The 26,479-nt window shown below is 35.7% G+C and carries 28 protein-coding genes; 9 read left to right on the forward strand and 19 right to left on the reverse strand.

Going from position 1 to position 26,479, the window contains the following annotated elements:
- Positions 1-16: 16 nt before the first annotated feature.
- The 13 genes from kdsA to ACS8MM_RS00255 form a co-directional block, all read right to left on the reverse strand.
- Entirely contained in the window at positions 17-835 is an 819-nt protein-coding gene (gene kdsA, locus ACS8MM_RS00195; protein ID WP_379711807.1) for a 3-deoxy-8-phosphooctulonate synthase, read from the reverse strand.
- Between the two features lie 116 nt (positions 836-951).
- A complete protein-coding gene (locus ACS8MM_RS00200) occupies positions 952-2,541 on the reverse strand; it encodes an MDR family MFS transporter (protein WP_379711809.1) in 1,590 nt (529 codons plus the stop codon).
- Between the two features lie 47 nt (positions 2,542-2,588).
- Positions 2,589-3,662 (reverse strand): HlyD family secretion protein, encoded by a 1,074-nt coding sequence (locus ACS8MM_RS00205; RefSeq protein ID WP_379711811.1) that lies wholly within the window; start codon positions 3,660-3,662, stop codon positions 2,589-2,591.
- Between the two features lie 11 nt (positions 3,663-3,673).
- Entirely contained in the window at positions 3,674-4,984 is a 1,311-nt protein-coding gene (locus tag ACS8MM_RS00210; RefSeq protein WP_379711813.1) for a TolC family protein, read from the reverse strand.
- Positions 4,974-5,597, reverse strand: coding sequence for a TetR family transcriptional regulator (locus ACS8MM_RS00215; protein WP_379711815.1), 624 nt, complete (start codon positions 5,595-5,597; stop codon positions 4,974-4,976). Before ACS8MM_RS00215 ends, ACS8MM_RS00210 begins: the two co-directional genes overlap by 11 nt.
- 205 nt (positions 5,598-5,802) lie before the next feature.
- Complete coding sequence (gene trpA, locus ACS8MM_RS00220) at positions 5,803-6,564, reverse strand: tryptophan synthase subunit alpha (protein ID WP_379711817.1); 762 nt, start codon at positions 6,562-6,564, stop codon at positions 5,803-5,805.
- A gap of 56 nt (positions 6,565-6,620) precedes the next feature.
- On the reverse strand, positions 6,621-7,802 hold the full coding sequence (gene trpB / locus ACS8MM_RS00225; RefSeq protein ID WP_379711819.1) for a tryptophan synthase subunit beta: 1,182 nt from the start codon (positions 7,800-7,802) through the stop codon (positions 6,621-6,623).
- Positions 7,786-8,391 (reverse strand): phosphoribosylanthranilate isomerase, encoded by a 606-nt coding sequence (locus ACS8MM_RS00230; protein ID WP_379711821.1) that lies wholly within the window; start codon positions 8,389-8,391, stop codon positions 7,786-7,788. Before ACS8MM_RS00230 ends, trpB begins: the two co-directional genes overlap by 17 nt.
- 3 nt (positions 8,392-8,394) lie before the next feature.
- On the reverse strand, positions 8,395-9,180 hold the full coding sequence (gene trpC, locus ACS8MM_RS00235; protein WP_379711823.1) for an indole-3-glycerol phosphate synthase TrpC: 786 nt from the start codon (positions 9,178-9,180) through the stop codon (positions 8,395-8,397).
- 75 nt (positions 9,181-9,255) lie between these two features.
- On the reverse strand, positions 9,256-9,420 hold the full coding sequence (locus ACS8MM_RS00240) for a hypothetical protein (protein ID WP_379711825.1): 165 nt from the start codon (positions 9,418-9,420) through the stop codon (positions 9,256-9,258).
- Positions 9,421-9,423: 3 nt separating this feature from the next.
- Positions 9,424-10,422: an anthranilate phosphoribosyltransferase gene (gene trpD / locus ACS8MM_RS00245; RefSeq protein ID WP_379711827.1), complete on the reverse strand. Its 999-nt coding sequence runs from the start codon at positions 10,420-10,422 to the stop codon at positions 9,424-9,426.
- A 148-nt stretch (positions 10,423-10,570) separates the two neighbouring features.
- Entirely contained in the window at positions 10,571-11,140 is a 570-nt protein-coding gene (locus ACS8MM_RS00250) for an anthranilate synthase component II (protein WP_379711829.1), read from the reverse strand.
- A gap of 32 nt (positions 11,141-11,172) precedes the next feature.
- Positions 11,173-12,570 carry an anthranilate synthase component I family protein gene (locus tag ACS8MM_RS00255; RefSeq protein WP_379711831.1) on the reverse strand — a complete coding sequence of 466 codons (1,398 nt, stop codon included), beginning with the start codon at positions 12,568-12,570 and terminating at the stop codon, positions 11,173-11,175.
- Positions 12,571-12,902: 332 nt separating this feature from the next.
- On the opposite strand from ACS8MM_RS00255, the gene ACS8MM_RS00260 reads away from it, so the two are divergent.
- From ACS8MM_RS00260 to ACS8MM_RS00275, 4 genes are all read left to right on the forward strand, one after another.
- Complete coding sequence (locus tag ACS8MM_RS00260; protein ID WP_379711833.1) at positions 12,903-13,418, forward strand: DUF2975 domain-containing protein; 516 nt, start codon at positions 12,903-12,905, stop codon at positions 13,416-13,418.
- Positions 13,419-13,421: 3 nt separating this feature from the next.
- The gene (locus ACS8MM_RS00265; protein WP_379711835.1) at positions 13,422-13,628 is read left to right on the forward strand and encodes a helix-turn-helix domain-containing protein; all 207 of its coding nucleotides are present in this window, start codon (positions 13,422-13,424) and stop codon (positions 13,626-13,628) included.
- A gap of 119 nt (positions 13,629-13,747) precedes the next feature.
- Positions 13,748-14,644, forward strand: coding sequence for an ABC transporter ATP-binding protein (locus ACS8MM_RS00270; RefSeq protein ID WP_379711837.1), 897 nt, complete (start codon positions 13,748-13,750; stop codon positions 14,642-14,644).
- Positions 14,637-18,173: a M1 family aminopeptidase gene (locus ACS8MM_RS00275; protein WP_379711839.1), complete on the forward strand. Its 3,537-nt coding sequence runs from the start codon at positions 14,637-14,639 to the stop codon at positions 18,171-18,173. Before ACS8MM_RS00270 ends, ACS8MM_RS00275 begins: the two co-directional genes overlap by 8 nt.
- A gap of 59 nt (positions 18,174-18,232) precedes the next feature.
- Here ACS8MM_RS00275 and ACS8MM_RS00280 read toward each other — a convergent pair whose 3' ends face one another.
- From ACS8MM_RS00280 to ACS8MM_RS00290, 3 genes are read right to left on the reverse strand one after another with little or no spacing between them, the layout of a single operon-like run.
- Complete coding sequence (locus ACS8MM_RS00280) at positions 18,233-18,799, reverse strand: YceI family protein (protein WP_379711841.1); 567 nt, start codon at positions 18,797-18,799, stop codon at positions 18,233-18,235.
- Positions 18,800-18,820: 21 nt separating this feature from the next.
- Positions 18,821-19,453 carry an NAD(P)H-dependent oxidoreductase gene (locus tag ACS8MM_RS00285; protein ID WP_379711843.1) on the reverse strand — a complete coding sequence of 211 codons (633 nt, stop codon included), beginning with the start codon at positions 19,451-19,453 and terminating at the stop codon, positions 18,821-18,823.
- A gap of 4 nt (positions 19,454-19,457) precedes the next feature.
- The gene (locus tag ACS8MM_RS00290) at positions 19,458-19,910 is read right to left on the reverse strand and encodes a MarR family winged helix-turn-helix transcriptional regulator (protein ID WP_379714972.1); all 453 of its coding nucleotides are present in this window, start codon (positions 19,908-19,910) and stop codon (positions 19,458-19,460) included.
- A gap of 130 nt (positions 19,911-20,040) precedes the next feature.
- On the opposite strand from ACS8MM_RS00290, the gene ACS8MM_RS00295 reads away from it, so the two are divergent.
- From ACS8MM_RS00295 to ACS8MM_RS00305, 3 genes are read left to right on the forward strand one after another with little or no spacing between them, the layout of a single operon-like run.
- Positions 20,041-20,562 carry a TlpA family protein disulfide reductase gene (locus ACS8MM_RS00295; protein WP_379711845.1) on the forward strand — a complete coding sequence of 174 codons (522 nt, stop codon included), beginning with the start codon at positions 20,041-20,043 and terminating at the stop codon, positions 20,560-20,562.
- 5 nt (positions 20,563-20,567) lie between these two features.
- A complete protein-coding gene (locus ACS8MM_RS00300; protein ID WP_379711847.1) occupies positions 20,568-21,179 on the forward strand; it encodes a thioredoxin family protein in 612 nt (203 codons plus the stop codon).
- A 27-nt stretch (positions 21,180-21,206) separates the two neighbouring features.
- The gene (locus ACS8MM_RS00305) at positions 21,207-21,521 is read left to right on the forward strand and encodes a rhodanese-like domain-containing protein (protein ID WP_379711849.1); all 315 of its coding nucleotides are present in this window, start codon (positions 21,207-21,209) and stop codon (positions 21,519-21,521) included.
- 40 nt (positions 21,522-21,561) lie between these two features.
- Here the strand turns inward: ACS8MM_RS00305 and ygiD are convergent, their stop codons facing one another.
- The 3 genes from ygiD to ACS8MM_RS00320 are packed head-to-tail and all read right to left on the reverse strand — an operon-like array spanning position 21,562 to position 23,721.
- On the reverse strand, positions 21,562-22,452 hold the full coding sequence (gene ygiD / locus ACS8MM_RS00310; RefSeq protein ID WP_379711851.1) for a 4,5-DOPA dioxygenase extradiol: 891 nt from the start codon (positions 22,450-22,452) through the stop codon (positions 21,562-21,564).
- Complete coding sequence (locus tag ACS8MM_RS00315; protein ID WP_379711853.1) at positions 22,452-22,988, reverse strand: NADPH-dependent FMN reductase; 537 nt, start codon at positions 22,986-22,988, stop codon at positions 22,452-22,454. Before ACS8MM_RS00315 ends, ygiD begins: the two co-directional genes overlap by 1 nt.
- Before the next feature lie 52 nt (positions 22,989-23,040).
- Positions 23,041-23,721, reverse strand: coding sequence for a Crp/Fnr family transcriptional regulator (locus tag ACS8MM_RS00320; RefSeq protein WP_379711855.1), 681 nt, complete (start codon positions 23,719-23,721; stop codon positions 23,041-23,043).
- A 99-nt stretch (positions 23,722-23,820) separates the two neighbouring features.
- Here ACS8MM_RS00320 and ACS8MM_RS00325 point away from each other — a divergent pair, with 99 nt between their 5' ends.
- A complete protein-coding gene (locus ACS8MM_RS00325; protein ID WP_379711857.1) occupies positions 23,821-26,199 on the forward strand; it encodes a heavy metal translocating P-type ATPase metal-binding domain-containing protein in 2,379 nt (792 codons plus the stop codon).
- An 88-nt stretch (positions 26,200-26,287) separates the two neighbouring features.
- On the forward strand, positions 26,288-26,476 hold the full coding sequence (ccoS, locus tag ACS8MM_RS00330) for a cbb3-type cytochrome oxidase assembly protein CcoS (RefSeq protein ID WP_379711859.1): 189 nt from the start codon (positions 26,288-26,290) through the stop codon (positions 26,474-26,476).
- Positions 26,477-26,479 lie beyond the last annotated feature (3 nt).

The following is a 26,479-nucleotide window of genomic DNA, read 5'->3' on the forward strand; positions in this document are numbered from 1 at the left end:
TTTGGGTATAAATAATTTAGAATTGATTGACAGTCTGACGGATAGCCACTAACTTTTTCATTAGATCTTCGAAATAATCCAAATGTAGCATATTTGCCCCATCACTTTTGGCATTCGCCGGGTCAAAGTGTGTTTCGATGAAAATACCATCAACACCAACAGCGATTCCTGCTTTAGCAATAGTTTCAATCATATCAGGACGACCACCGGTTACACCAGCCATTTGATTAGGTTGTTGTAAAGAGTGAGTCACATCAAGAACTGTTGTCGCTAAATTACGCATCGTTGGAATACCTCTGAAATCTACAATCATATCTTGGTATCCAAACATTGTACCTCTATCGGTTACCATAACATTATCGTTCTGACAATCCAATACTTTTTGTACAGCATGCTTCATACTTTCCGGACTCATGAATTGCCCTTTTTTAAGATTGACAGTTTTTCCCGTATTAGCAGCAGCTACCACTAAATCAGTTTGACGTACAAGGAATGCAGGAATTTGTAGTACATCTACATATTCAGCAGCCATTGGAGCGTCTTCATTTGTATGAATATCGGTTACGGTTGGAATTCCAAATTCCTTCCCAACTTTTTGTAATATTTTTAATGCTTTTTCGTCCCCAATTCCAGAAAAACTATCAATTCTTGAACGATTGGCTTTCTTGAAGGATCCTTTAAAAACATAAGGTATTTTAAGATTATCAGTAATACCGACTAATTTTTCGGCAATACGCATTGCCATTTCCTCGCCTTCAATAGCACAAGGTCCTGCCAATATAAAAAAGTTCCCACTATCTAAGTGCTTGATGTTAGGGATGTTGTGTAAGTTCATGGTATACAAAATTTTTTGCAAATATAGTTATTTTTTATCTTTACTTTAAGCATTCATTCTCAGTTTACAATCGACTCTATATAGGGAATTGTAAACTGAGAATGTAGATTCTTTTTTTAATGCATGGCTTCTGATAAATCGACTTTATTTTTGGATCGTTTAATCAGAAAAACGATTGGAATACAACATAGGAACATAATTCCCAATGCCATGAAGATATCCATATATGCTAATACCGTACTTTGCTTTAGAATGGTTAAGTTGAAAATTTCAAGTGCTTTTTGTGAGGCTTCATTAATAGAAAATCCTTTCGAACGAAACATTCTTTCCATGGTATTTAAACGCTCTTGGACTTCAAATTTACTACCATCCAAATTAGCAATCAGATCCACACGGTGTTTTTGTGAAAAACGAGTAATGAAAGTCGTAATGATTGCAATACCGAAAGAACCTCCAAGTTGTCTGAACATTCCTGTAAAAGCGGCACCTTCACCAATATGCTTTCCTTTTAAGGTTGAAAGTGAAAGGGTAGTGATGGGTACAAATAGTAATCCTAATCCGATACCTCTCAAAATCAGTGGCCAGTAAAAATGCTCAACTCCAGTATCGGGTGTCATTACATTGTGCATCCAGAATGTAAATCCGAAAAACACCAAGAATCCTACTGCAATCATGTAAGCCTGAGGCACTCCTTTTTGGATCATTTTACCCACAAATGGCATCAATAAAGCTGTTGTAATTGAGCCTGGAATTAGAAGCATTCCGGCATCTAATGCTGTCCAACCTAAAATCTGTTGTGTATAGATAGGAATGATTAATGTTGAACCATACAATCCGAAACCTAAAATGAATCCCATTAAAATTCCAATACGTAAATTTCCGTCTTTTAAGACACTCAAATTCACAATAGGGTGCTTGTAGGTGAGTTCTCTCCAAATGAAGGCTAATAAGCCCGAAAAGGATACTATACTCAGTATAATGATGGTTGTGTTGTCAAACCAATCGTCTTGCTGACCGTGTTCCAATACGAACTGTAACGAACCAATGAAAGCAGATAAGAATACGATTCCCCACCAATCCACTTGGTTGGCCTTAAGTTTTTCACCGTATTTCGGACTTCTTACGAAAGTAAACGTCAAAAACGTTGCGATGATTCCTAACGGTATATTGATGTAAAAAATATACGGCCATGAATGATGTTCTATTAAGTAACCTCCTAATGGTGGTCCTAAAGTAGGACCAACAATTACTCCCATTCCGTAGATAGCTTGCGCCATACTGCGTTTTTCTAAAGGATAGCTTTCTGTAATAATGGTTTGTGCAGTTACCAATAAAGCACCTCCACCTAATCCTTGAATGAAACGGAAAGCTACCAATTCCCAAATATTGGTTGCATTACCACATAGAAAGGACGCTACAGTAAATACAATAATTGAGGCCGCAAAGTAATTTCTTCGCCCGAATTGTTGGGATAGCCAACTCGTCATCGGAATTACAATAACATTCGCAATGGCATAGGCTGTAATTACCCAAGCTACGTCGTTTAATGTGGCGCCCAAAGTTCCGCGCATGTTAGTCAATGCTACGTTTACAATTGTGGTATCTACAATTTCCAATAAGGCACAAAGTACAGCCGTAATGGTAATGATAACCCTTCTGTAGCCGTATTCGACTAAGTCGTTGTCTGCTATTGCTGCTGTTGCCATTTTCTTTTTTTGAATTGATATTCTATGATTGTAATCACTTGTCTTGATTATTTGATGTGAACATCTACTTCAACGTTCATTCCAGGACGAAGTAACTTCACTTTTTCATTCGCGCTGTTTAAACTAATTTTAACGGGTAAACGTTGAATTGTTTTTACAAAGTTTCCAGTTGCATTATCTGGAGGTAAAATAGAGAATTTAGATCCTGTTGCAGGTGAGAAAGAAGCTACTGTTCCTTCAAATTCATCATCTGGAAAAGCATCAGCTTTGATGGATACTTTTTGTCCTACCACCATTTTATTCAATTGTGTTTCCTTGAAGTTAGCAATTACCCAAGTTTCATTGTTGTTTACAATATAAAATAGGGATTGTCCAGGTTGTATCATTTGCCCTGGTTGAATAGCAATTTTAGAAACTTGACCATCCGTTGCAGCAGTAACTACTGTATAGTTCAAATTCAATTGTGCGGCATTTAAAACGGCTTTGGCTCTTTCAATATTGGCTGCAGCTACTTCAGCTTGTTTAGCTGTAACATTCGTTTTTGATGCGGCAACCGTTTTTTGATAGCTACTTGCTCTTTGTTGGTCTTGTAATATCTTCACTTGGTTTTGTGCTTCTAACTTAGCAGCCTCTGCTTGTTCGAACTGTTGTTTTGTAATCGAATGATTTTTATACAAATTGGCATAACGCTCGTAATCATTAGTCGCTCTTGTTAATCTGATTTTAGCATTTTCGATACTTCCCACAGTCGATTGAACATTAGCATCAGAAACCGATACATTGGCCTGTGCTGTACCGATATCTGCTTTTGAAACGGCATAGTTTTCCTGAGCAGCTATCAAAGCGGCTTTAGCTTCTTCTACTTTTACTAAATAATCTCTATTGTCAATCGTAAAAAGTGTATCTCCCTTTTTTACAAAATCATTGTCTTTTACATTTACATTGGTGATGTAACCTCCAACTCTTGCAATGATGGGATTCATGTTTTTTTCTATTTGCGCGTCATCGGTTGTTTCGTGCGCTAAGGAATGCATGTATTTATAAACTCCGTAAGTAGTTCCTAAAAGGATGAATATACCGAAGATTGCGATGAATTTTTTATTGGTTTCTTTCTTTTTCATGATAGCTGATTTTATTTTTGGGACAATTCGAATGAGTTGATTAGTTTTCCGGAAGCAAACTGCAACTGGTAATATTTTAAGGCAATATCAGCTTGGGATAAGGCCAAATTGATTTTGGTTTGTAATTGTTGGATATCGGCTTCTAGTAAATCGTTGGTAGTTGATAAACTGTTGTCGTATTTGTCTTTTACGATTCTGTAATTCTCAGTAGCTTGTTCAACGGCTTGTTTGTAAACAACATTTTGTTTTTCCGACAAAGTATAGTTTTCCTGTGCTTGTTGTACTTCTTCCTTGATTTTATCGTTCATCATGTTAACAGCCGTTTTGGTTTGTTCTACCTTAGATTTGGCTAGTTTAACTTCTTTTCCGTTTTTGAAAATACTGGATAAGTCATAGCTTACACCCACGCCGAAATTCATGGCGTTGGAAACGGTCATTACATCCTTTAAATCGAAAGCAATATAACCTCCCATTAAAGATAGAGAAGGGTAGTAGCCACTTTGTGAAATCTTCACTCCAGCTTCGGCAGCTTTTTGTTGGTAATTCAATGCTTCTAAGTCACTTCTTTTAGCTTCTGTTGAGGTCGTTTTAGTAACTAGCATATCTCTTTTTACCGCTTCAATATCAATATCAACTACTGTTCCTTCCGGAAGTTTAAGTAAAGTCACTAATTGGTAATTGATAACGTTGAAGTTCTTCTGAGCACTATCCATCGATAATTGAATGTTGGATTCCTGTAATTGTGCTTTCAATAAATCGTTTCTTGCCATTAATCCGTTGTCAACCATTGCAGAAAAATCTGTGGTACGTTGTTGTGCACTTTTTAGATTTTCTTTGAATAGTTCAATCATTTCCTGCGATTGGTATAATTTGGCGAAAAGTTCTACTACATACAAACCAATTTCTTCTTTTGCATGAGTAGCATTCGCTGTTTCTGATTTGTATTGATTTTCCGATGCAGATACCCTATTTTTTAGTTTAAAACCGCTAAATAATGGCATGGAAAAATTGGCTTGTCCTAATAACAACTGACTAACTTCTACGCCTTGTCCGGTACTTCCTGATCCAAATGCTGTGGAAACATTAGCATTAGTAAGCTGCATGTATTGTGCCGAGGCTTTTAATGATGGATACTGATGGTTTTTAACCGTTTCCATTTCCAGTTTTGCAGTCTCAGCTTTTAAATTAGCCATCGTTGTTTGATCACTTTTACTGACTGCAATGCTTATGGCTTCTTTAAGTGATAATGTTTTTTTCTCTTGAGCAAAACCGGTAATGGTTGTCAAGATAGCAATGATAATTGCTGTTGTATTAATTCTCATAGGTTAAAAGGGCTTTTATTGTTTTCTGAATATGTTTTGTCAAGTCATTCGCTACATAATGATCAAAATCAGCTTCAGTTTGTAAATTGAATATTTCTTTGTAAAACGGACGATTCATTTGAAAGTGGAAATACGTTCCCATTATCGTTGGGGGTATCATCGCTACGTTTACGTCCTTGGTGAATAATCCTTGTTGTTGTCCTTCTTCTATGATGTTGATCAAAAGTTGAAGGTTTTCTTTTTTCACTTCATTAAATGCTTCGCAATTGATTTCTCTCTTTTTTAGCGATATTTCAAAGTGAATGATTTGATACATGCCTCTGTTTTTATTCAATCGACTAATGTATAATTCAATGAGACGGTCAATCTTCTCAAAAGGATTCAAATCTTCTTTAAAAAGATTTTCTATCTGAAGACGCATATCCGAAATTCGGGTAATAATTAAGGCTTCTAAAAGTCTCTCCTTAGAACCAAAATAATACGAAATCATCGCTACATTTATGTTGGCTTCTTTGGCAATATCTCGAACTGAAGCACCATCAAATCCCATTTGGGTGAAGAGCTTTTCAGCTATTTTTAAAATCTCTAGTTGTTTGTCGTTAAAATCATTCATAGGTATGAATTTTAAAATCGGGTACAAATTTAAACACTTGTTTAAATTAAACGTTTGTTTAAATTTGTTTTAACTTTTCTTTAACAACTTTGTAAGAATAAAAAAATCACTCTTTTTAAAGCGAAAAGAGTGATTTTTAGTACTATCGATAAAATTGATAGTAGAAGGTTAATGGTTTTGTTTTCAGTGGTTTTGTAAGAATTATTTAAATTATAGTTTTAATGAATTCCGGAATGTTTTCTATACTGTTGTTTTGTATGAATTTGATGAAAGCACTTCCTATAATAGCGCCTTTTTGATGTTGTGTTGCTTGTAGGAAAGTTGCTGAATTGGAGATTCCGAAGCCTGTTATCTGAGGATTTTTAAGTTCCATTTTGGCTATTCTTTCAAAGTAATTTTGTTGTTCTACATCGAAAATTTGTTGGCTTCCGGTAGTACTCGAACTACTTACCATATAGATAAAACTATCCGATTCTTGATCAATTTTTCGAATGCGTTCCTCAGAAGTTTGTGGTGTAATCAAGAATATGTTTTTAAGTTTATAGTGCTCAAATATGGCCTTGTATTCGTTCTCAAATGTTGCCATTGGAAGATCTGGAATAATCAATCCATCGATGCCAACTTGGGCACATTTTTGACAAAATTCTTCAATTCCAAATTGTAAAATCGGATTGAAATACCCCATTATGATTAATGGAATTGTCACCGTTTCGCGAATGTTTTCCAGTTGCTCAAAAAGCAATTTTGTGGTCATTCCATTCTTTAATGCAATAGTGGAACTTTCTTGTATGGTGGGGCCATCGGCTAAAGGATCACTGAAAGGCAATCCAATCTCAATCATATTAACGCCGCTTTTTTCTAGGGTTTCTAAGATAGGTACAGTGTCGTTGAGGTTAGGATATCCTGCCGTAAAATAGACAGAAAGTAGCTTTTTTTCTTCTTGTAGTTGGGTTTGTATTCGGTTCATCTTTGAGTTGTTTTGCTGTAATAATTACTAGATCTTCAAGTGCTTCTTGGGTGAATTCAAAAACCAAAATAGTTGATATAGGTATTCAAATCTTTGTCACCTCGACCGGATAAGTTGATGACCACAATGTCATTTTCTTTGAATTGTTGCTGATCAAGTACCGCCAAAGCATGCGAACTTTCGATTGCCGGTATAATACCTTCTGTTTTGCATAAATTCAAACCGGCTTCCATAGCTTCTGCATCGGTTATAGCTATAAATTGTGCTCTTGCTGTTGCGTGCAGATGAGCATGTAACGGACCAACGCCGGGATAATCCAATCCTGCCGAAATAGAATACGGCTCGGTAATCTGTCCATCTTCGGATTGCATCAATAATGTCTTGCTTCCATGGATAATTCCTATTTTACCAAGTACCGAAGTAGCCGCACTTTCTCCTGTGTTTATACCTTTTCCTGCCGCTTCTACTGCAATTAGCTGTACTTTTTCTTCATCTAAAAAATGATAAAAGGCACCTGCCGCATTGCTGCCTCCACCCACACAAGCAATTACATAATCTGGGTTTTCTTTGCCTTCTTTTTCTTGTAATTGGGCCTTGATTTCCTCAGATATGATGCTTTGAAACTTAGCTACCATGTCCGGATAAGGATGAGGTCCAACCACCGAACCGATGATATAAAAGGTGTCAATCGGATTGTTAATCCAATCTCTAATGGCTTCGTTGGTTGCATCTTTTAAGGTTTTAGAGCCTGATGTGGCGGGACGTACTTCAGCGCCTAACATTTTCATTCGTGCTACATTGGGTGCTTGGCGTTCTATGTCTACTGCTCCCATATAAACAATACATTGCAATCCCATCAAAGCGCATACTGTAGCTGTGGCCACACCATGCTGACCGGCTCCTGTTTCGGCTATAATACGGGTTTTACCCAATCGCTTAGCCAATAATATCTGTCCAATGGTGTTGTTGATTTTATGCGCTCCGGTATGGCATAAATCTTCTCTCTTTAAATAGATTTTTGTATGGTATTTGGAGGATAAACGTTCTGCAAAATAGAGTGGAGTAGGCCTTCCCACATAATCTTTTAATAATTGTTGGAATTCCTCCTGAAAATCGGATTTCGCAATAATTTCAAGGTACTGTTCACGCAACTCTTTTACGTTTGGATAAAGCATTTCGGGTATAAAGGCACCCCCGAATTCACCATAAAATCCTTTTTCATTAACTTGATATTTCATTTTGTAATTGTTTTAAAAGTGGTGTGTTTTTTAATCCTGGTTCAATTTCGAATTTGCTATTCACGTCTATCGCATGTATAGGTAAGGGCATCGCTTGTATGGCTTTAATATCTTCAATTCCAATGCCTCCACTCAAAAAAAAGGGTTTCGCCGATGGATATTTTTCTAAGATTTGCCAATTGAATGGAATGCCATTACCGCCGTGGTTGCTGCCTTTGGTATCAAACAGAAAGTAATCGCATACGTTTTCATAGGGCTTGATGGCTTCAAAATCGAAGGTGTCTCCTACCGAAAATACTTTGATGACTTTAACCTCGGTTTGTTGAAATAGCCTACAAAAATCGGGTGTCTCCTTACCATGTAATTGAACATATTGCAAATTGTAGCGACGTACTTTGTCTAAAATATCATCCAAATAGGCATCTACAAAAACGCCAATTTTTTGTGTCGTTGCTGGCAGAATGGGAAGGTATCCGTCAAAATATCGGGGCGATTTTTCGTAAAAGATAAAACCCATGTAATCAGGCTTTAACTGCGCTACCTCCTGAATGTTTTTTTCGTATTTCATACCACATACTTTTACTTTCATGGCTTAGGAAATTAAAACGGTTATGAATTCTTTCGCTGCTTTTGCTGGGTTTTCGGTTTTCATGAAATGCTCGCCTATCAAGAAGCCTTGGTAGCCGAAGGGTTGTAATTCGGAAATGGCACTGGTCGAATGGATTCCGCTTTCCGATACTTTTACAAATTCATCCGGAATATATGCAGCAAGTTGTTTGCTGGTATCCAAACTGACTTCAAAGGTTTTCAAACTGCGGTTGTTAACACCAATCATATCCAAACTTGACATAATGGATTTTTCAAGTTCTTCTCTATTGTGAACTTCCAATAGTACTTCTAAACCTAACGATTGGGCAAATTCTGACAAGTGCTTAATCTCCGCTCTGGTTAAAACTGATGCAATCAATAAAATAGCATCGGCTCCATGGGCTTTGGCTTCTAAAATTTGATATTCATCAACAATGAATTCTTTTCGCAATAAAGGAATGGTTACCGAGGCTTTGGCTAAAAGCAAATCGTCTAATGAGCCTCCAAAATATTTTCCATCTGTCAATACGGATACCCCTGATGCACCGGCATTCTGATAGCCAATAACGACTTCTTCTACCGAAAACGCATTATTAATTACCGACTTCGACGGTGAACGACGCTTGTGCTCGGCGATTATTCCAATCAAATTATGACGTAGATTTTTGCTTAATGATTGTGTTCTCGCTCCAAAAAGTACCGAATTTTCCAATTGTGCAACCGGAATCAGCTGTTTCTTGAGTTGAACTTCTCTCTTTTTATCTGCTATTATTGTATCTAGTATGGTCATGATGTCTTTTTATTAAATTGTAGTATTCACTGTTGTTTGTTGAGCCAATATTGCTGCTTGTGGAGCCTCTGTTGCCTATTGTGGAATCAATAGTGCCGCTTGTGGAGCCTCTGTTTCCTGTTGTGGAGCCAATGTTACCGCTTGTGGAGCCTCTAGTGTCTGTTGTGGAACCAATGTTGCCGCTTGTTGAACCTCTGTTGCCTGTTGTGGAGCCATCAAAACGTATAACTCATAATTCATAACTTATAATTTATAACTTAACTGCTGTAACTTCTTCAATTTCTCCAGTGCTTTTCCACTTAGCAGACTTTCCTTTGCTAATGCAATTCCTTCCGTTATCGGAATGTTTTTGACCGTAGCAATAGCCATTCCTGCATTGGCGCAAACCACATTGTTTTGGGCTTCGGTGCCTTTTCCTGATAAGATATCCAAAAAGAGTGCTGCCGATTTCTCAACGGTTATTCCGCCTAAAATGTCATTTTCCTCCAATTTTTTCAACTGAAAGTCTTCCGGTTTCAATAATTGTTCATAGTTTTTGGAGATGATTTTGGTAGTTCCAGTCAATGAAATCTCATCGTACCCATCCAAACTGTGTAGAATAGTGAAGTTGGTGGCTGTGTTTTGATACAAATACGCATACATTCGTGCCAATTCTAAACTGAATACGCCTACCAACTGATGCTTTGGGAAACTTGGATTCACCATCGGTCCTAACATGTTGAAAAAGGTTTTTACTGCCAATTCTTTACGTATTGGTGCTACGTTTTTCATCGCAGGATGGAAGAGGGGAGCATGCAATACACAGATCCCGGCTTCGTCCATGCACTTTCTAAGGAAATCACTGTCGTTACTGAATTGAACACCTAAACTTTCCATAACATTGCTCGATCCTGATATGGAAGAAACGCCGTAATTACCGTGCTTGGCCACTTGTATTCCGGCTCCTGCCGCTACAAATGATGCCAATGTCGAAATGTTGAAGGTGTTTTTTCCATCACCCCCGGTCCCGCATAAATCAATCGTATTGTATTCCGACAAATTGATGGCAACGCAAAGTTCTAGTAAGGCTTCTCTAAATCCGGCAAGTTCTTCAATGGTAATGCTTCGCATCATGTACACGGTTAAAAAACTGGCTATCTGCGCCGGATTGTATTGCCCGTTGGAAATGTTGACCAATGTCTGCTTCGCTTCTTCCCTAGTCAGCGTTTCGTGTTGTATCAATCGGTTTAATATCGTTTTCATCGTTGTTTTGGTGTTTAGTGTAAGGATGTAAAAGCCCAGGGCTAGTAATTTTACTATCCTTAATTATTATTTTAATTATGTTTCGCTAATTGCGAGTCACTTTGACTAAGTACTAACTACTATAGACTAAGGACTAAGAGCTATGGACTCAAGAGTTAACCCAATTCTGCAGAATTTGCTTCCCATCGGGTGTAAGAACGCTTTCCGGGTGGTATTGCACACCTCTCACATCGAAGGTTTTATGTCGTAATGACATAATTTCTCCGTTGCCATCTACCGAAGTGATTTCAAGTGTTTCTGGAAAATTGACTTTGGAAACTACCCACGAATGATAGCGTCCCACTTCGATTTCGTTGTCTAAACCTTGGAAAAGTACTTCATCGGGAACGGTGATACTGACTTTGGTTGCCACACCATGATAGACTTTTTCAAGGTTGAGTAAACTTCCACCAAATACTTCTCCAATGGCTTGTTGGCCAAGACAAACACCGAGAATACTTTTGGTTGGTGCGTAAGTTGAAATGACTTCTTTCAACAAACCTGCCTCATCAGGAATTCCCGGTCCTGGTGATAACAAGATTTTATCAAAAGATTTCAGTTCATCAATATAAAATTCATCATTACGGAAAACGGTAACTTCACAGTTTAAATCTTCTAGATAATGCACTAAATTATAAGTGAAGCTATCGTAATTGTCTATGACTACTATTTTTTTCATTTTTTTACTCGTTTTGTTACTGTAACTAATTACTAAATGGTTTCCGCTAATTCTAAAGCTTTGTTCAATGCGCCCAGCTTATTATATACTTCCTGCATTTCGCTTTCTTCACTCGAATCGACAACTATTCCAGCTCCTGCTTGATAATGCAACTGATGATTTTTACTCAAAAAGGTGCGAATCATGATGGCGTGGTTAAAATTACCATCAAAATCCATAAAACCAATCGCTCCTCCATAGAAATTTCGGTTGGTGTTTTCAATCGATTCAATGAGTTGTAAAGCGTTGTGTTTTGGTGCTCCGGAAAGTGTTCCTGCTGGAAATGTATTGGCTACCACTTGCATTGTTGAGGTGTTCTCATGCAATTGACTGCTCACTTTGGAAACCAAATGAATCACATGGGAAAAGAATTGTACTTCTCTGTATTTCTCCACTTCTACATGATGTCCGTTTCTACTTAAATCGTTTCTTGCTAAGTCAACTAACATGATGTGTTCGCTGTTTTCTTTTGGATCTTCAGATAATTGTTTGGCCAAAATAGCATCTTGTTCATCATTTCCCGTTCGTTTGAAGGTTCCTGCTATGGGATGAATTTCAGCTTTTCTGTTGTTGATGACTAATTGTGCCTCAGGTGATGATCCCATGATTTTGAAATTGCCATAATCGAAAAAGAATAAATACGGAGAAGGGTTGATGCTTCGTAAAGCTCGGTACACATTGAATTCATCGCCTTTGAAACCTTGTGTAAAACGTCTGGATAAAACCAACTGGAATACATCACCGCGCTGACAATGCTTTTTGGCTAAAGCAACATTGCTTTTGAAATCTGCATCGGTTAAGTTGGAAACAGATTCGCCTTCTTTGACAAACGAATAGGAAGCGAAATTTTTAGATTGGATTAATTGTTCTATTTCTGCAATGTTGTTCTGATTGTCAATACTATGACAGAAAATATAAGCTTCATTTTTGAAATGATTAATGGCAATGATGTTTTGATAAACAGCATAATACAGATCCGGAATTTGTAAATCGCTGCTTCTTTTGGTAATGCTTACTTTTTCGAAATAACGCACAGCATCATAACTGGTAAACCCGAATAAACCATTGGTTATGAATTTAAAATCATTTCTTTCGGTTTCAAAACGCGAAGCAAATTCCTGAATGCTTTCTGTAACATTGGTTTGGTTTTCAATTTGTTTCATAGTTGTGCTTCCATCAGGAAGTGTCACAGAAATGCTTTCGTTTTCGATTCTTATACTAGCCATCGGATTGCAGCAGATGTACGAAAAACTATTCTCATTGCTATGATAGTCATTACTTTCAAGCAAAAGACTATTCGGGAATTTGTCGCGTATTTTCAAATAAATACTTACCGGCGTAATGGTATCGGCTAGAATTTGTTTGTGGTAAGTATGTAATTTATATTTCATAATGTTTCAGTTTTGAGAATAAAAAAAGGCTTGTCGTGATTGACAAGCCTTTTTATCTATTTTGGTTTTAAATATACAGATAGGAGGATTCGCTCACGATTTTCGACGTAAGTAATTCCACCACCAAGTATTGTTTAAAATGTTTTTCATTTTGTTGTTGTTATGTAACGTTACAAATTTATAGAAATTATTTTTGAATATGCAAGTTTTTTTATAAAAAAAATATAAGGCTGAATGATGTGTTCTACTTGAAATATATAAATAAGATAAAAAATTATTGTTTTACGATAATTAATTATTACATTTGCTTTGAATATTTAAATTGAGAACCAATGAAACTCGTCCGTGTTATCGCTTCTTTTTTATTTGTAATTGTAAGAATTGCAGCTGTTTTTTATTTAATTACGGCAATTTATGCCTTGATAAACTGTGTTTTTGCTGGACCTTTTTTCGAAATCATGGAGAAGAATCGCTTTGCTATTAACTTTCCTTTTTCATCCCGTCATTTTCTTTTGGGATCAGAATATACTGTTGCTTATGTGGCAGAAATGGTATTGGGTTTATTGCTTTATGGTTTGTTTTTTTGGGTATTGGGAAGTGTGTTTAAAACGTTTAAGCAGGAACGTTTGTTTACTAATGCCGGATTGAAAAATTTAAAACAGTTTTATCGATTCAATTTAGTATTGTATCCTGTTGCAATAGTGATCTGGTCACTTTTTAGTATTGAAGATTTTCCGTTTTTTGCTATGATTGTTGCACATGCAATAATGGGGGTTTTCATCTTTTTTATGGCTGCTATTTTTCAACAGGGTGTGAATTTGCAAAACGAACAGGACTTATATATTTAAAGTATGCCAATTATAGTAAATGTAGATGTAATGCTGGCTAAGCGTAAAATGCAATCGAAGGAATTGGCAGAAATTCTTGGAATTACTCCAGCTAATTTATCAATTCTGAAGACGGGAAAGGCAAAAGGTATCCGGTTTGAAACCCTTGAAGCGATTTGTAAAGCCTTGGATTGTCAGCCGGGCGATGTCTTAGAATATACCAGCGAATAATTTTTTAGCAGATTGGATTTAAAGTATCGGTTTTTTTGACCGACAGGGATTCTTTTGCTTAATTTTTTTAAAACAGAATTATATAATTTTCAATCAATAATCATCAAAATCATCAGAAAATGAACAGTTTAGTAATCAAAAATCTCCATAAAACATATGGAAATGGAGTAAAAGCGATTGATGGTCTTTCGCTTGAAATCAGCAACGGAATGTTTGGCTTATTAGGGCCAAACGGTGCAGGTAAATCCTCTTTTATGAGAACCATTGCAGGTTTACAATTACCAGATAATGGAACAATTGAATTCAATGGTGTGGATATTCTTCAGAATCCGGATTCTATCCGTCAATGTTTAGGATATCTGCCTCAGGAATTCGGTGTGTATCCTAAAATATCGGCCTATAAATTGTTGGAACATTTAGCAGTATTGAAAGGCATTCTGAATAAAAAAGAGCGTCATGAACAAATTCTTTTTTTGTTACAGCAAACCAATTTACTGCCGCATAAAGACAAAGCGGTGCATACTTTTTCAGGCGGAATGCGCCAACGTTTTGGTATTGCACAAGCATTATTGGGAAATCCGAAGATTATTATTGTCGATGAGCCTACAGCCGGTTTGGATCCTGAAGAACGCAACCGTTTTAATAATTTGCTGAGTGAAATAGGGGAGGATAAGATTGTGATTTTTTCCACTCATATCGTGGACGACGTTCGTGATTTATGTACAAAAATGGCAGTTTTAGTGAATGGAAAAATAGTTGTTGAAGGCAATCCTTTTCAAACTATTGCATCACTGAAAGGTAAGATTTGGACGAAAACCGTTGAAAAGTCACACCTTGAAGCATTAAAAACGGAATACAATGTGATTTCCACTCGTTTGTATGCAGGTAAAATTCAGGTCAATGTGTTTTCTGAAGAAGATTTAAATTCTGGATTCTCTTTAAAATCTCCAGAATTGGAAGATGTTTATTTCAATGAGTTAAGGTTAAATCACACTAAAATTGAATGCTATGTTTAGAAAGATGTTGCAGTTCGAATGGCATTGCCATACTCGAAATGTTTTGTTCTACGCTACTTTTCTAGTGTTGTTTTTGTTGGGTTTTGTGACAACAAGAGGTAGTTTTTCCTTCGCGAACACCAATCATAATTCGCCTTACATTATTGGTTATCTTACTGGGATGATGTCTTTGGTACTTATTTTTTCAATGACGATCATGGTGGCGCAGACCCAATTGAAAGACAGTGAAAGTAAACTGGATGCTATTATTTATGCTACTCCGGTTTCTAAATTCAATTATCTGTTTTCTCGTTTTCTATCCGTGTTTATAATTAGCGGCTTGTCTTATGCCATGCTAATGTTGGGAGTGATGATTGGCCATTTATTCCCTTCGGAAACACAACAGATGGGACCTTTTTCTATTATGGACTATGTGGTTCCGTTTTTGGTCTTTGCCATTCCGAATGTTTTTTTGATTGCGTCAGTAATAATGGCATTGGCTTGGCTAACAAGAAGTAAGCTGATGATTTACGTTGGAGGCTTGTTTATTTACATTTTGTATGTAGTGGGATCGATATTTTCGAATTCGCCCATTTTTGCAGGTGCTTCTCCGGCAACTCCCGAAGCGATGAGTCTGATGGCCAAAATTGATCCATTTGGTTTGGCAGCCTATTTTGAACAAACCAGATATTGGACAGTTGCTCAAAAAAATACGCAAATCGTTTCGATGTCAGGAAATATTCTCTTTAACAGAAGTTTATGGATAGCTATAGCTTTGATGGTTTTATTTATTTCATTTCAATTGTTTTCTTTCAGAAAAGTAAAAGAAAAGGCTAAAAAAACATCAAAAACTAGTAAAAAGGATTTTAAAATAGATAAAAAGCAACTATTCCCTGAAACTGAATTTCATACGATAAAGCATAATTTAAGCATAATTAAAAGTTTTGTCAAAATTGATTTGGCTTTGATTTGCAGGGGAATTCCTTTTGTATTAATTGTAATTATGCTTTCGGGTTTACTAACTATTGAAATTGCTGATGAAATCGATGGAGGCCGACGCATGGCTGAAAGTATCACAACCACAGGTTTAATGATTTCAACTTTGATGGATCGTTTGCCCATAATTATGATTCTGATTCTACTGTTTTATAGCAACGAACTCATTTGGCGTAGTGAAGCAGTAGGTATTTCGGCACTGGAAAAAGCAACACCACACCAACCTGGAATGACTTTTATTGCCAAGTTAATGGCACTTTCTGCCTTACCTTTTATGCTTATAACATTGGGTATTGGAATAGGAATGATTTTTCAATTGGTAAATGATAATGCGCCATTTGATTTCGGTTTGTACATCGCTCTTTATTACTTTTTGGGATTACCAATGGTATTGATTTCCATTTTGGTTTTGACAATTCAGTCGATTATTCAAAACCGTTATTTAGGATTGGTAGTAGCTTCCGTTGCAGCAATTGTATTGTCAACATCAATTGGTCAAATGATTGGAGTAACCTATCCTTTGTTTCGTTTTGCCGATACTTTGAAAGTGGACTATTTTGATATGAATGGCTTTGGTCAATATACCTTTTCCTTCTTGATTAGAATGCTTTATTGCATCGGAATATCACTTATTTTACTGTTTTTGGGTAGTATTTTATGGAAAAGAACTGCTTCAGTTCTCAAAACTTTTAGAGATGTACAGCTGAATTTATTTCAGAAGATGTTATTGATTTTGGGTTGTTTGTTCGTTTTGGGTTTTGGAAGTTATACTTTTTACGAAGTAAATATAAAAAGTGAATATTTGACAACTGATGCACAATTTGATTGGCAACAAGAATATGAGAAACAATACAGAAAATACGAAGATTTAATACAACCAACCATCACTTCGGTAAAGACAAAAGTTGATTTATATCCAAATGAAAATCGCTATGAAGTTGAAGGAAGCTATGAACTGATTAATAAATCAGAAAAACCAATAGACAGTTTACTTTTGTATGTTACCAATGCTGTCAAATTGAAATCTATCACTGTTTTCAATGCAAAATTGGTGTCAAATGAGGAGCAATTCGGACATTTTTGGTACAAACTAAATACTCCACTATCACCGGGTCAAAGTACAAAAGTAAGTTTTTCGTTCTTTTCCTCTTGGTCGACATTTACAGGTCATACACCATTCAATTCTATCATTGATAATGGTTCGTTCATGCGTATTAGTAATTATTATCCGCGATTGGGTTACCAAACGGATAATGAAATGACGAATTCCAAAGAACGGAAAAAACGCAATATGCCAGATGAAACTCCCATCCGGAAATTGGAAGATGAAGAAACACAATCGTATGATTTTATTGATTTTGATGCAGTTGTTTCTACTTCTGAAGAGCAAATTGTTGTTGGTGTTGGCGATTTAATGAGCCAGTGGAAATCAGAAGGAAGAAATTATTTTCATTACAAATCCAATGGAAAAATGCCGTTTCGTTTTGCATTTTCTTCAGCCGAATATGAAATGAAAAAAGAATATTATAAAGGAGTTTCAATTGAAATCTATTATGATCAAAGACATGGACGAAATACCGGAGAACTGATTTCGGCAACTAAAAAAACATTGGATTATTGCCAAAAGAATTTTGGGCCGTATCCTTACAAAACGATTCGATATGCCGAAGTTTCTGCTTTTGCCGAAGGTTTCGCTGCCACAGCATATCCTTCTACGATTTATATGAAAGAAAATTTTGGGTTTTATAGTGACATTACTCGTGGTGATAAAGAAGATATCATCAATCAATTGGCAGGCCATGAATTATCACATCAGTGGTGGGGAAATTGTCAGTTCAACCCGGAAGAAAAAGAAGGCGGCTATATCTTAACAGAAACGTTAGCAATGTATACCGAAATTATGCTTTACCAAAAGCGTCACGGATGGGAACGTACTTTAGAAACACTAAGAATTCATCAAGATTTGTATTTAAGTAGCCGCAGTTTTGTAATCGAAATGCCATTGTATAAAACCCATTATGATACACCGCATTTGCCTTATAACAAAGGTACGGTTGTCATGCATCAATTGTGTATGCTAATAGGAGAGAAGAATGTCAATAAAGCACTGCGGAATTTGATGATTCATTATGCTTATCCAAAAAAAGCAGCTGATACACGTGATTTTCTAAATGAAATTAATAAGGTTTCACCAAAATCTACGCATGCCAAGATTAATGAGTTGTTCAAACAGATTGTGACGTATTCGGCAAAAATTGAATCGGTTCATACTAAAATGAATTCAAATGGTAGGTATGAAATCACTTTTGAAGTCAGTATTTCCAAATTCAGTGAAGATGGAAAAGGAAAGCAAACTATGATTAAAAATGATGAAACACTTGATGTTGCTTTTTACGACAATAACGGTAAGCAAATCATTAAAAAATTCCCAATTTCTGGAAATAAAGTAAAAGGAAGAATGACATTGGGTTCAAAACCGGAATCGATCGAAATTGACCCCAAATTGATGATAATGGATACTTTTTTGGAAGATAATGTGAAGCAAATCAATTAAAATGTAAAAAAGCCAGCTGTAAAGCTGGCTTCTTGTTTTTGGGTCAAATTTGAGTTTGATTAGTATTTTAAATTTACTTTTAATTCAAATTCGTCATCAATAGCTTTGTCAGCTAAAGCTCCGAAGTTTTTAGAAGCATATTTAATATCGTATTTAGTTCTATCAACCATTAATTTTGCATTAGCAACACCTTTGTTTGCTACGATGTCAAAAGTAATAGGAGCAGTAATTCCTTTGATAGTCAAATCAGCAGTTACAGTATAAGTATTGTTCGATTTTGCACCAATTGATTTGAAAACCAATGTAGCCGTTGGGAATTTTTCAACACCGAAGAAGTCATCATTTTTTAAGTGTCCGTCTAATTTTCCTTTCCATTCACCTTGTAAATCAGTAGTGTTGATTGTAGTCATATCAACTACGAAGTTACCACCTACTAATTTTTTTCCGTTGAAAACTAAAGCACCTTCTTTTAAAGTTACGTCACCATTGTGTTGACCACCTACTTTTTTTGCTAACCAAAGTACTTTACTCTTTGAAGCGTCTACTTTTTTAGTTGTTTGAGCAGTAGCAGTTAAAGTTCCTAAAGCCACTACTAATGCTAAAGCGATTGATTTTAAATTTCTCATGTTTAATTTGATTTAATATAATTATAGATTGATAAATAATTCTTCTTTTGATTTACGAACTTTCTTAACGTGCTGATTTACATCTTCTTCATGACGGTAACCAATTGTTGCCACTAATGAAGCATTTAAATTTAAATCATTTAATTGTAAGATTTCGTTATATTTTTCTGGCTCAAAACCTTCCATTGGAGTTGCATCGATTTTTAATTCGGCAGCAGCATTGATAAGATTGCCAAGCGCAAGATAGGTTTGTTTTGACGTCCAAACCGCTTGTTGTTCAGGAGTTAATCCTAAAATTTTAGATTTCATGAAATCTCCATAACCTTGAATAGCATCAGTTGGGATTTCTCTTGTTTTACTTATTCTCTCGATATAATTATCAATTAGCGTTTCGTCTAATTTAGTATAATTTGCGAACACCACCAATTGTGATGCTTCGGTGATTTGAGATTGGTTCCAAGATGCTGGTTTTAAAGCTTCTCTTGTTGCAGGATCTTCAATTATAAATACCTTGTAAGGTTGCAATCCATAAGAAGATGTACTCAATCGAATCGCTTCTTTTAATGTTTCTAAATCTTCAGTAGAAATTTTTTTGGTTGCATCAAATTTCTTAGTGGCATAACGCCAATTCTGGTTTTCTATAAATTTGCTCATTTTTTTAACTTCTGTATTTTTCTAATAATTCATTTAATTGTAGCAATTCTGATGCCGAAAGTTTTGCCGCAAAAGCATTTTCGTGTTCAATTACTTTAGGATCTAACTCAGCCAATACAGCTAAACCTTTGTCGGTAATCGTAATTTCCATTTTTCTGCGGTTATCAGGACAAACTTTTCGAATCACTAATTCTTTGTTTAATAATTTGTCTACCAATCGGGTAGTATTACTTGTTTTGGCCACCATTCGTTCTTGAATGCAGGCCATATTCGCCGGTTTTCCTTTTTGACCTCTTAATATACGTAATACATTGTATTGTTCTCCCGACAAATCATATGGCTTAAGGATTTCTAAAAAACAATCGCCAACGACATTTCGGGTATAGGAAAGATTTAGCAATACTTTTTTTGCTAATGATAATTCCACAGTACTTTTTATTTCGTCTTCAATTTTCATCATTATGAAATTTGTATGTACAAATGTATGAACTTTTTTTATTTGTATATACAAATGTGTATTAAATTTTTGTTAATCTTTCTTTTTACGGTTTTTGAATAGCTATTTTTAGGGTATTAATTGAAGAAGTATGAGAAGCATTGTTTTGCTATTATTGATAATGTCACTAAATGTATTAGGTCAGACAGCATCGAAAACGCCAGTTCCACTAAAGGTATACACTGTTAATGGAGTAGAAGTAAAGTCATACAATTTCACTAATCTGCAAGAGTTTTTGAATAAAAACGACAATACGACCTATGTCATTAATTTCTGGGCAACTTGGTGTTTACCTTGTGTAAAGGAATTACCGCATTTTGAAACGTTGAACAAAAATTATAAGGATAAGAATGTAAAAGTGATTTTAGTGAGTTTGGATATGCCAAAGAAAATCGAAACCAACTTAATTCCTTTTATGATTAAAAAGAAATTGCAATCGGAAGTAATTCATTTGGATGATCCGGATGCGAATTCGTGGATTGAAAAAGTGGCAAAGGAATGGTCAGGTTCTATTCCTGCTACTGTAATTTACAATAAAGAGGCACGTCAGTTTTATGAACGGTCTTTTACTTATGAAGAATTAGAAAATGAATTAAAAACAATCTTAAAATAACAACTATGAAAACAGTACAATTGTTGGCTTTGACCATTTTATTTGCAGGTTTAAGTGCTTTTACCCTAAATAAACTGAATACAGGATATCAAGTAGGCGATAAAGCAACCGATTTCAGTCTGAAGAACATCAACGATAAGAATGTATCCTTAAAGGATTTTGAAGATGCTAAAGGATTTATTGTAGTTTTTACATGCAATCACTGTCCGTTTGCTGTGGCTTATGAAGATCGCATCATTGCTTTGGATAAGAAATACAAAGCATTGGGATATCCGGTTATTGCCATTAATCCAAATAATCCGGCGGTACAACCAAAAGATAGTTTTGAATTAATGAAAGAACGTGCCAAAGAAAAAGGATTTACCTTTCCGTATTTGTTTGATGAAGGTCAGAAAATTTATCCGCAATATGGAGCAACCAAAACGCCACATGTCTATTTGCTTCAAAAAACAAACGAAGGAAATGTTGTAAAATATATTGGAGCCATTGATGATAATTATAATGATGCTGCTGCGGTAAAAGTGAAGTATGTAGAAAATGCGGTAAATTCTTTATTGGAAGGCAAAGAAATAGAAGTAAAAACAACCAAAGCTATTGGATGTTCGATAAAAGCATAGTATTTTTGAAGTATAAATTAAAAAGCTATGAATTTAACACAAGAAGATTGGTGGACTAAACTTCAGGAAGACGATAATGCCGTTATTCTCGATGTTAGAACAGAGGACGAATGTCTTGACGGAGTTATTCCCGGAGCTATCAATATCGATATTTATAAAGGTCAAGGTTTCATTTACCAAGTAGAAGAATTGGATAAATCTAAAAATTATTATGTGTATTGCAAAGCAGGAGGAAGAAGTGCTCAAGCTTGCAACATCATGAATCAATTAGGATTTGAAACCGCCTACAATTTAATGGGTGGTTTTTCCGAATGGGAAGGTCCAGTTAGCGAATTGAAATAATAATTACTATTAAAAGCCTTGATAAATCAAGGCTTTTTTACTATCCAACTTTTAATGAAGTCATTGTTAAAGAACCGGCTACAGCTTTGTCATTGAATAAGCTTATGGTTTCTTTTTCATCTTTTATTCCTAAAATATAAAGCAGAGGTAGATAATGCTCTGGAGTTGGAATGGCCATTTCAAAAGCTTTACCTTGTTTGTTATAGTGAATCAGTTCTTGATGCTCATGATTCAGAATGAATTGTTTCATTTTGGTACTGGCTTCCAATGCCCAATCGAAGCTGTAATTATCTGTATTAAGTTGATCCCAAGCCATCATTCTTAAATTGTGTACCATATTGCCACTACCAATAATTAAAACACCTCTATAGCGTAAAATATCCAGTTCTTTGGCTAATTCATAATGCTCTTTTGGCGTCTTATAATAGTCCAAACTCAATTGAATCACCGGAATATCAGCATTGGGATATAAGTGTTTGATTACACTCCATGCCCCATGATCCAATCCCCATTTATCATCCAATTCAACTGGGGTTTGTGTGATGATTTTTTGAGTTTCTTTGGCCAATTCCGGACTTCCAGGAGCAGGATATTGGACATCAAACAAAGCTTTGGGAAATCCACCGAAATCGTGAATGGTTGGTGGATTTTGCATGGCAGTAACCAAAGTGCCTTTGGTTTCCCAATGTGCAGAAATACACAAAATAGCGTTCGGTTTGGGGATTTTTGTGGCAATATTTCGAAATCCTTGCACAAATTCATTTTCTTCAATAGCATTCATCGGACTTCCATGTCCCAAAAACAGCATAGGCATTTTCATTCCGTCCTGATTTTGAAAACTTTCTGTCATTTTGTTTAAATCCCTTAGATTCATGGCATATCCTATTAATGGAAAAAAGGCAAGTATTTTTAAGAATTCCTTACGGGTCATTAGTGAAGTAATTCCGATTTGATCTGGTGGAGTAGCTCAACAAGCTGTGCTTTTTTCTCTTCTTGAACAATTCCTTTTTCTGCATCAAAATTTTGATGAAAATTGGGTAATGAATAGGAATTTAAAATGGTTGCTCCATGTCTCGGGAATCGCTCCAAAGCCGTTTTTAATGAACTTTCGGCGCCTCGTCCTCCAGGAGAAGTTGAGAGTAAAAGCAATTTCTTATTTTCAAACATATTCAATTTAACGCGAGATGTCCAGTCAAATAAATTTTTGAAGGCGGCAGTATAGCTTCCGTTATGTTCCGCCATTGAAATGATAATCAAATCGGCACTATCTAATTTTTTGATAAACTCCTGAATAATTTCCGGATGTCCAGTTTCATTTTCAACATCAACCGAAAAAACGGGTAATACATAATCGTTCAAATCAAGAATTTCGATGTCTGTATTCTCAAATTGATGCGCCACAAAACCGGCTAATTTTTTATTAATGGATTGTTTACTGTAGGAAGCTCCGAAGGCAACTATTTTCATAATTCGTTCTATTTTTTCCTAAAGTTAACAAAAAAAGAAGCCTGAGCTTCTTTTATTCTGACAACTTTTTGAGTTGTGATTTATTTTTGATTGTAATTTTCTTTCCGGTCAAATCCACCCATCCGTTTTTGTTGAATTCAGATAAAAGACGAATGCAACTTTCGGTAGCTGTACCAATCATTCCGGCTAATTCTTCTCGTGACAATTGGATTCGTAGACTTCCATCTTCATTAACTCCGAAGGTTTCTTCCAAATACAATAAGGTTTCTGCCATTCGTTCCTTTACTGTTTTCTGTGCCATGGAAACCATATGGTCATCAGCGTCTTTCAAATCGCCACAAATGGTTTTCATCATATTCATGGAAAATTGATTGTTCTGATTGAAAAATTGTAAAATTTCACTTTTTGGTACAAAACACACTTCCATATCTTCGAGCGCAACTGCGGTAAGGTTTGCTGGCTCATCACTAATCATGGAACGTTGACCAAGTAATTCTCCGGGTTTGACCAATTTTACAATTTGATCTTTTCCATTAGCACTTAATTTGGTCATTTTGCATACGCCGTCTTTGATGCAGTAGACTCCATTGGTAATCTCTCCTTCCTCAAAAATAGGTTCTCCTTTTTTTATGGTGTAGGAGGTTTTACAATTGGCCATTCTCAAAAGCTCGTCTTTGTTTAAAGCTTTTAAAGAACTGAATTGTCTTACTATGCATTGCTCACATTTATTCATTATGCAAATTTTGAATAACAAATATATTTAAAGTATGATAAATATCATAGTTTGAAAATTCATGCAGTAGGAAATTTGCCAAAGGTAAATGAGTAAATTATGGAAAAACAGAATTGTTACCATTGTGGAACAGCTGTTGTATCAAGGAATGAGATTTTCTTTGACGAGAAAGCGTTTTGTTGCATGGGTTGTAAAACCGTGTATGAAATTTTCAGTTTGAACGACTTAGGTTGTTATTACGATTTTGAGAATTCCCCTGGAGCCACACCGTTAGATATTAAAGGCAAGTACGATTTTCTTGAAGATACTACTATCGTGTCAAAACTTCTCGATTTTCAAGAGGAAGAAACGAGTGTCGTTTCATTATACATTCCGCACATTCATTGTAGTTCGTGCATTTGGATATTGGAAAATTTACAGAAACTTAATCCCGCAATCTTTTCTTCACAGGTTAATTTTCATGAAAAAAAAGTACGCGTTCTCTATCGTTCCGATGCAACTAGTTTGAAGGAAGTCGTAGAATTGTTGTGTAGAATAGGTTACGAACCTTACATCAGTCTGGAGAATTACGAAAACAGAAAACAGAAAATTGATAGAACACTGATCTATAAGATTGGGGTTGCTTTTTTTTCTTTTGGGAACATTATGTTGTTATCATTTCCCGAATATTTTGAAGTAGGGGAGTTTTGGATCGAGCAATACAAAGGCTTTTTCCGTTGGTTGATTTTTTTACTTGCTTTGCCTCCCTTTTTTTATTCGGCATCGGGTTATTATGTTTCGGCTTGGAAAAGTATCAGATTGGGTATGTTAAATATTGATATTCCAATTGCATTGGGCATTGTAGTGATGTTCATTAGAAGTACAATTGATATTGTATTGGATCATGGACAAGGTTTTTTCGACAGCATGTGCGGACTCATTTTCTTTATGCTTTTGGGACGATTATTTCAGCAGAAGACGTATGATTTCCTTTCTTTCGAGCGCGATTACAAATCGTATTTCCCTATCGCGGTTACTAAAATAAATAAAGACGGTTCCGAAATTCCTATCCAGGTTTATGATATAAAAAAAGGAGATCGATTGTTAATCCGTAATCAAGAGTTGATTCCCGTTGATGGAATATTAATTTCCAATGCAACTTCTATTGATTATAGCTTCGTGACGGGTGAAGCGGTAGCAATTCATAAAAAATCTGGCGAAAAGGTTTATGCTGGTGGAAAACAATTGGGAAATATAATTGAAATGGAAGTACTGCATTCGATGTCACAGAGTTATCTTACGCAGTTATGGACTAATGAAGCATTCCTGAAAAAATCAGAGCAGCACTATAAAACGATTACAGATACAATCAGTCGCTATTTTACTCCAGCTCTGCTATTATTGGCTTTTCTTTCTTTCGGCTATTGGGTTTTCATCGATACTACGATTGCTTTCAATGTTTTTACGGCAATTCTTATTGTAGCCTGTCCCTGTGCTCTTGCTTTAACGGCTCCTTTTACTTTGGGTAATGTACTTCGACTCATGGGATACCAAAAGTTGTATTTAAAAAATGCTACTGTTATTGAGCAACTAGCAAAAGTAGATACGATTGTTTTTGATAAAACGGGAACAATTACCACCAATAAAAAGACATCCATTTCGTATGAAGGAGTAGAATTGTCCGACTATGAGCTTTTATTATTAAAGAGCGTTGTTAGAGCCTCAAATCATCCTTTGAGTAGAAGATTATATGAGTTTATTCCGAATCAGACTACCATTGAAATCAACAGTTTTGAAGAAATCACCGGAAAGGGTATAAATGCTACAATTGATAATCATTTGGTGAAGCTGGGTTCTTCTCAGTTTTTAGAACACATGAGCGAAAACACACACAAGAAAACCAAAGTACATATTGAAATGGATGGTACGTATAAAGGATGTTTTGTGTTTAATAACCAATACCGAGAAGGATTGGAGCAACTTTTTGAAAATTTAGCCAAGAATTACAACCTGGTAGTTCTCTCCGGGGATAACGATGGAGAACGCAAAATACTAGAAAAGATGCTTCCGGAAGCGACTAATTTAGTGTTCAACCAAAAACCAGAGCAAAAACTACACTTCATAGAGCAACTTCAAAAGGAAGGTAAAAACGTCATGATGGTTGGCGATGGATTGAATGATGCCGGCGCTTTGACGCAAAGTAATGTGGGGATTTCAATCTCAGAAAATGTAAATGTGTTTTCACCTGCTTGCGATGGTATTTTGGATGCTACACAATTTTCAAAAATTGACTATTTCCTTGGTTTTTCCAAAAATGCAATGAAAACTATTTATGGGAGCTTTGGATTGTCACTTCTGTATAACATCGTTGGATTGAGTTACGCCGTAACCGGAAATTTATTGCCAATTGTAGCCGCTATCATAATGCCATTAAGTACCGTTACAATTATAAGTTTTGTAACGCTGATGAGTAATTATTATGCCCAAAAGCGGAATTGACAATGCTGCATTTTAATTATTTCGGCATGATAAAAGTCATATTTTATCCGAAAGGGCAACGCTAATTTTGGTTCATAAAAATCAAGGTATGAGTGTCATTTATTTATTAATCTGTATCAGTATCGTACTGGCGATAACTTTTCTCTACATCTTCATTAGAGCGGTTAGAAGTGGTCAGTTTGACGATGATTATACGCCATCGGTCAGAATGCTTTTTGAAGATGAGCTTAAACAAAACAAAACCCAAACAAAATCAGTAACAGAAAATCAGAACTAAATT

The sequence above is a fragment of the Flavobacterium sp. MAHUQ-57 genome (genome assembly GCF_051908335.1).
Taxonomy (GTDB): domain Bacteria; phylum Bacteroidota; class Bacteroidia; order Flavobacteriales; family Flavobacteriaceae; genus Flavobacterium.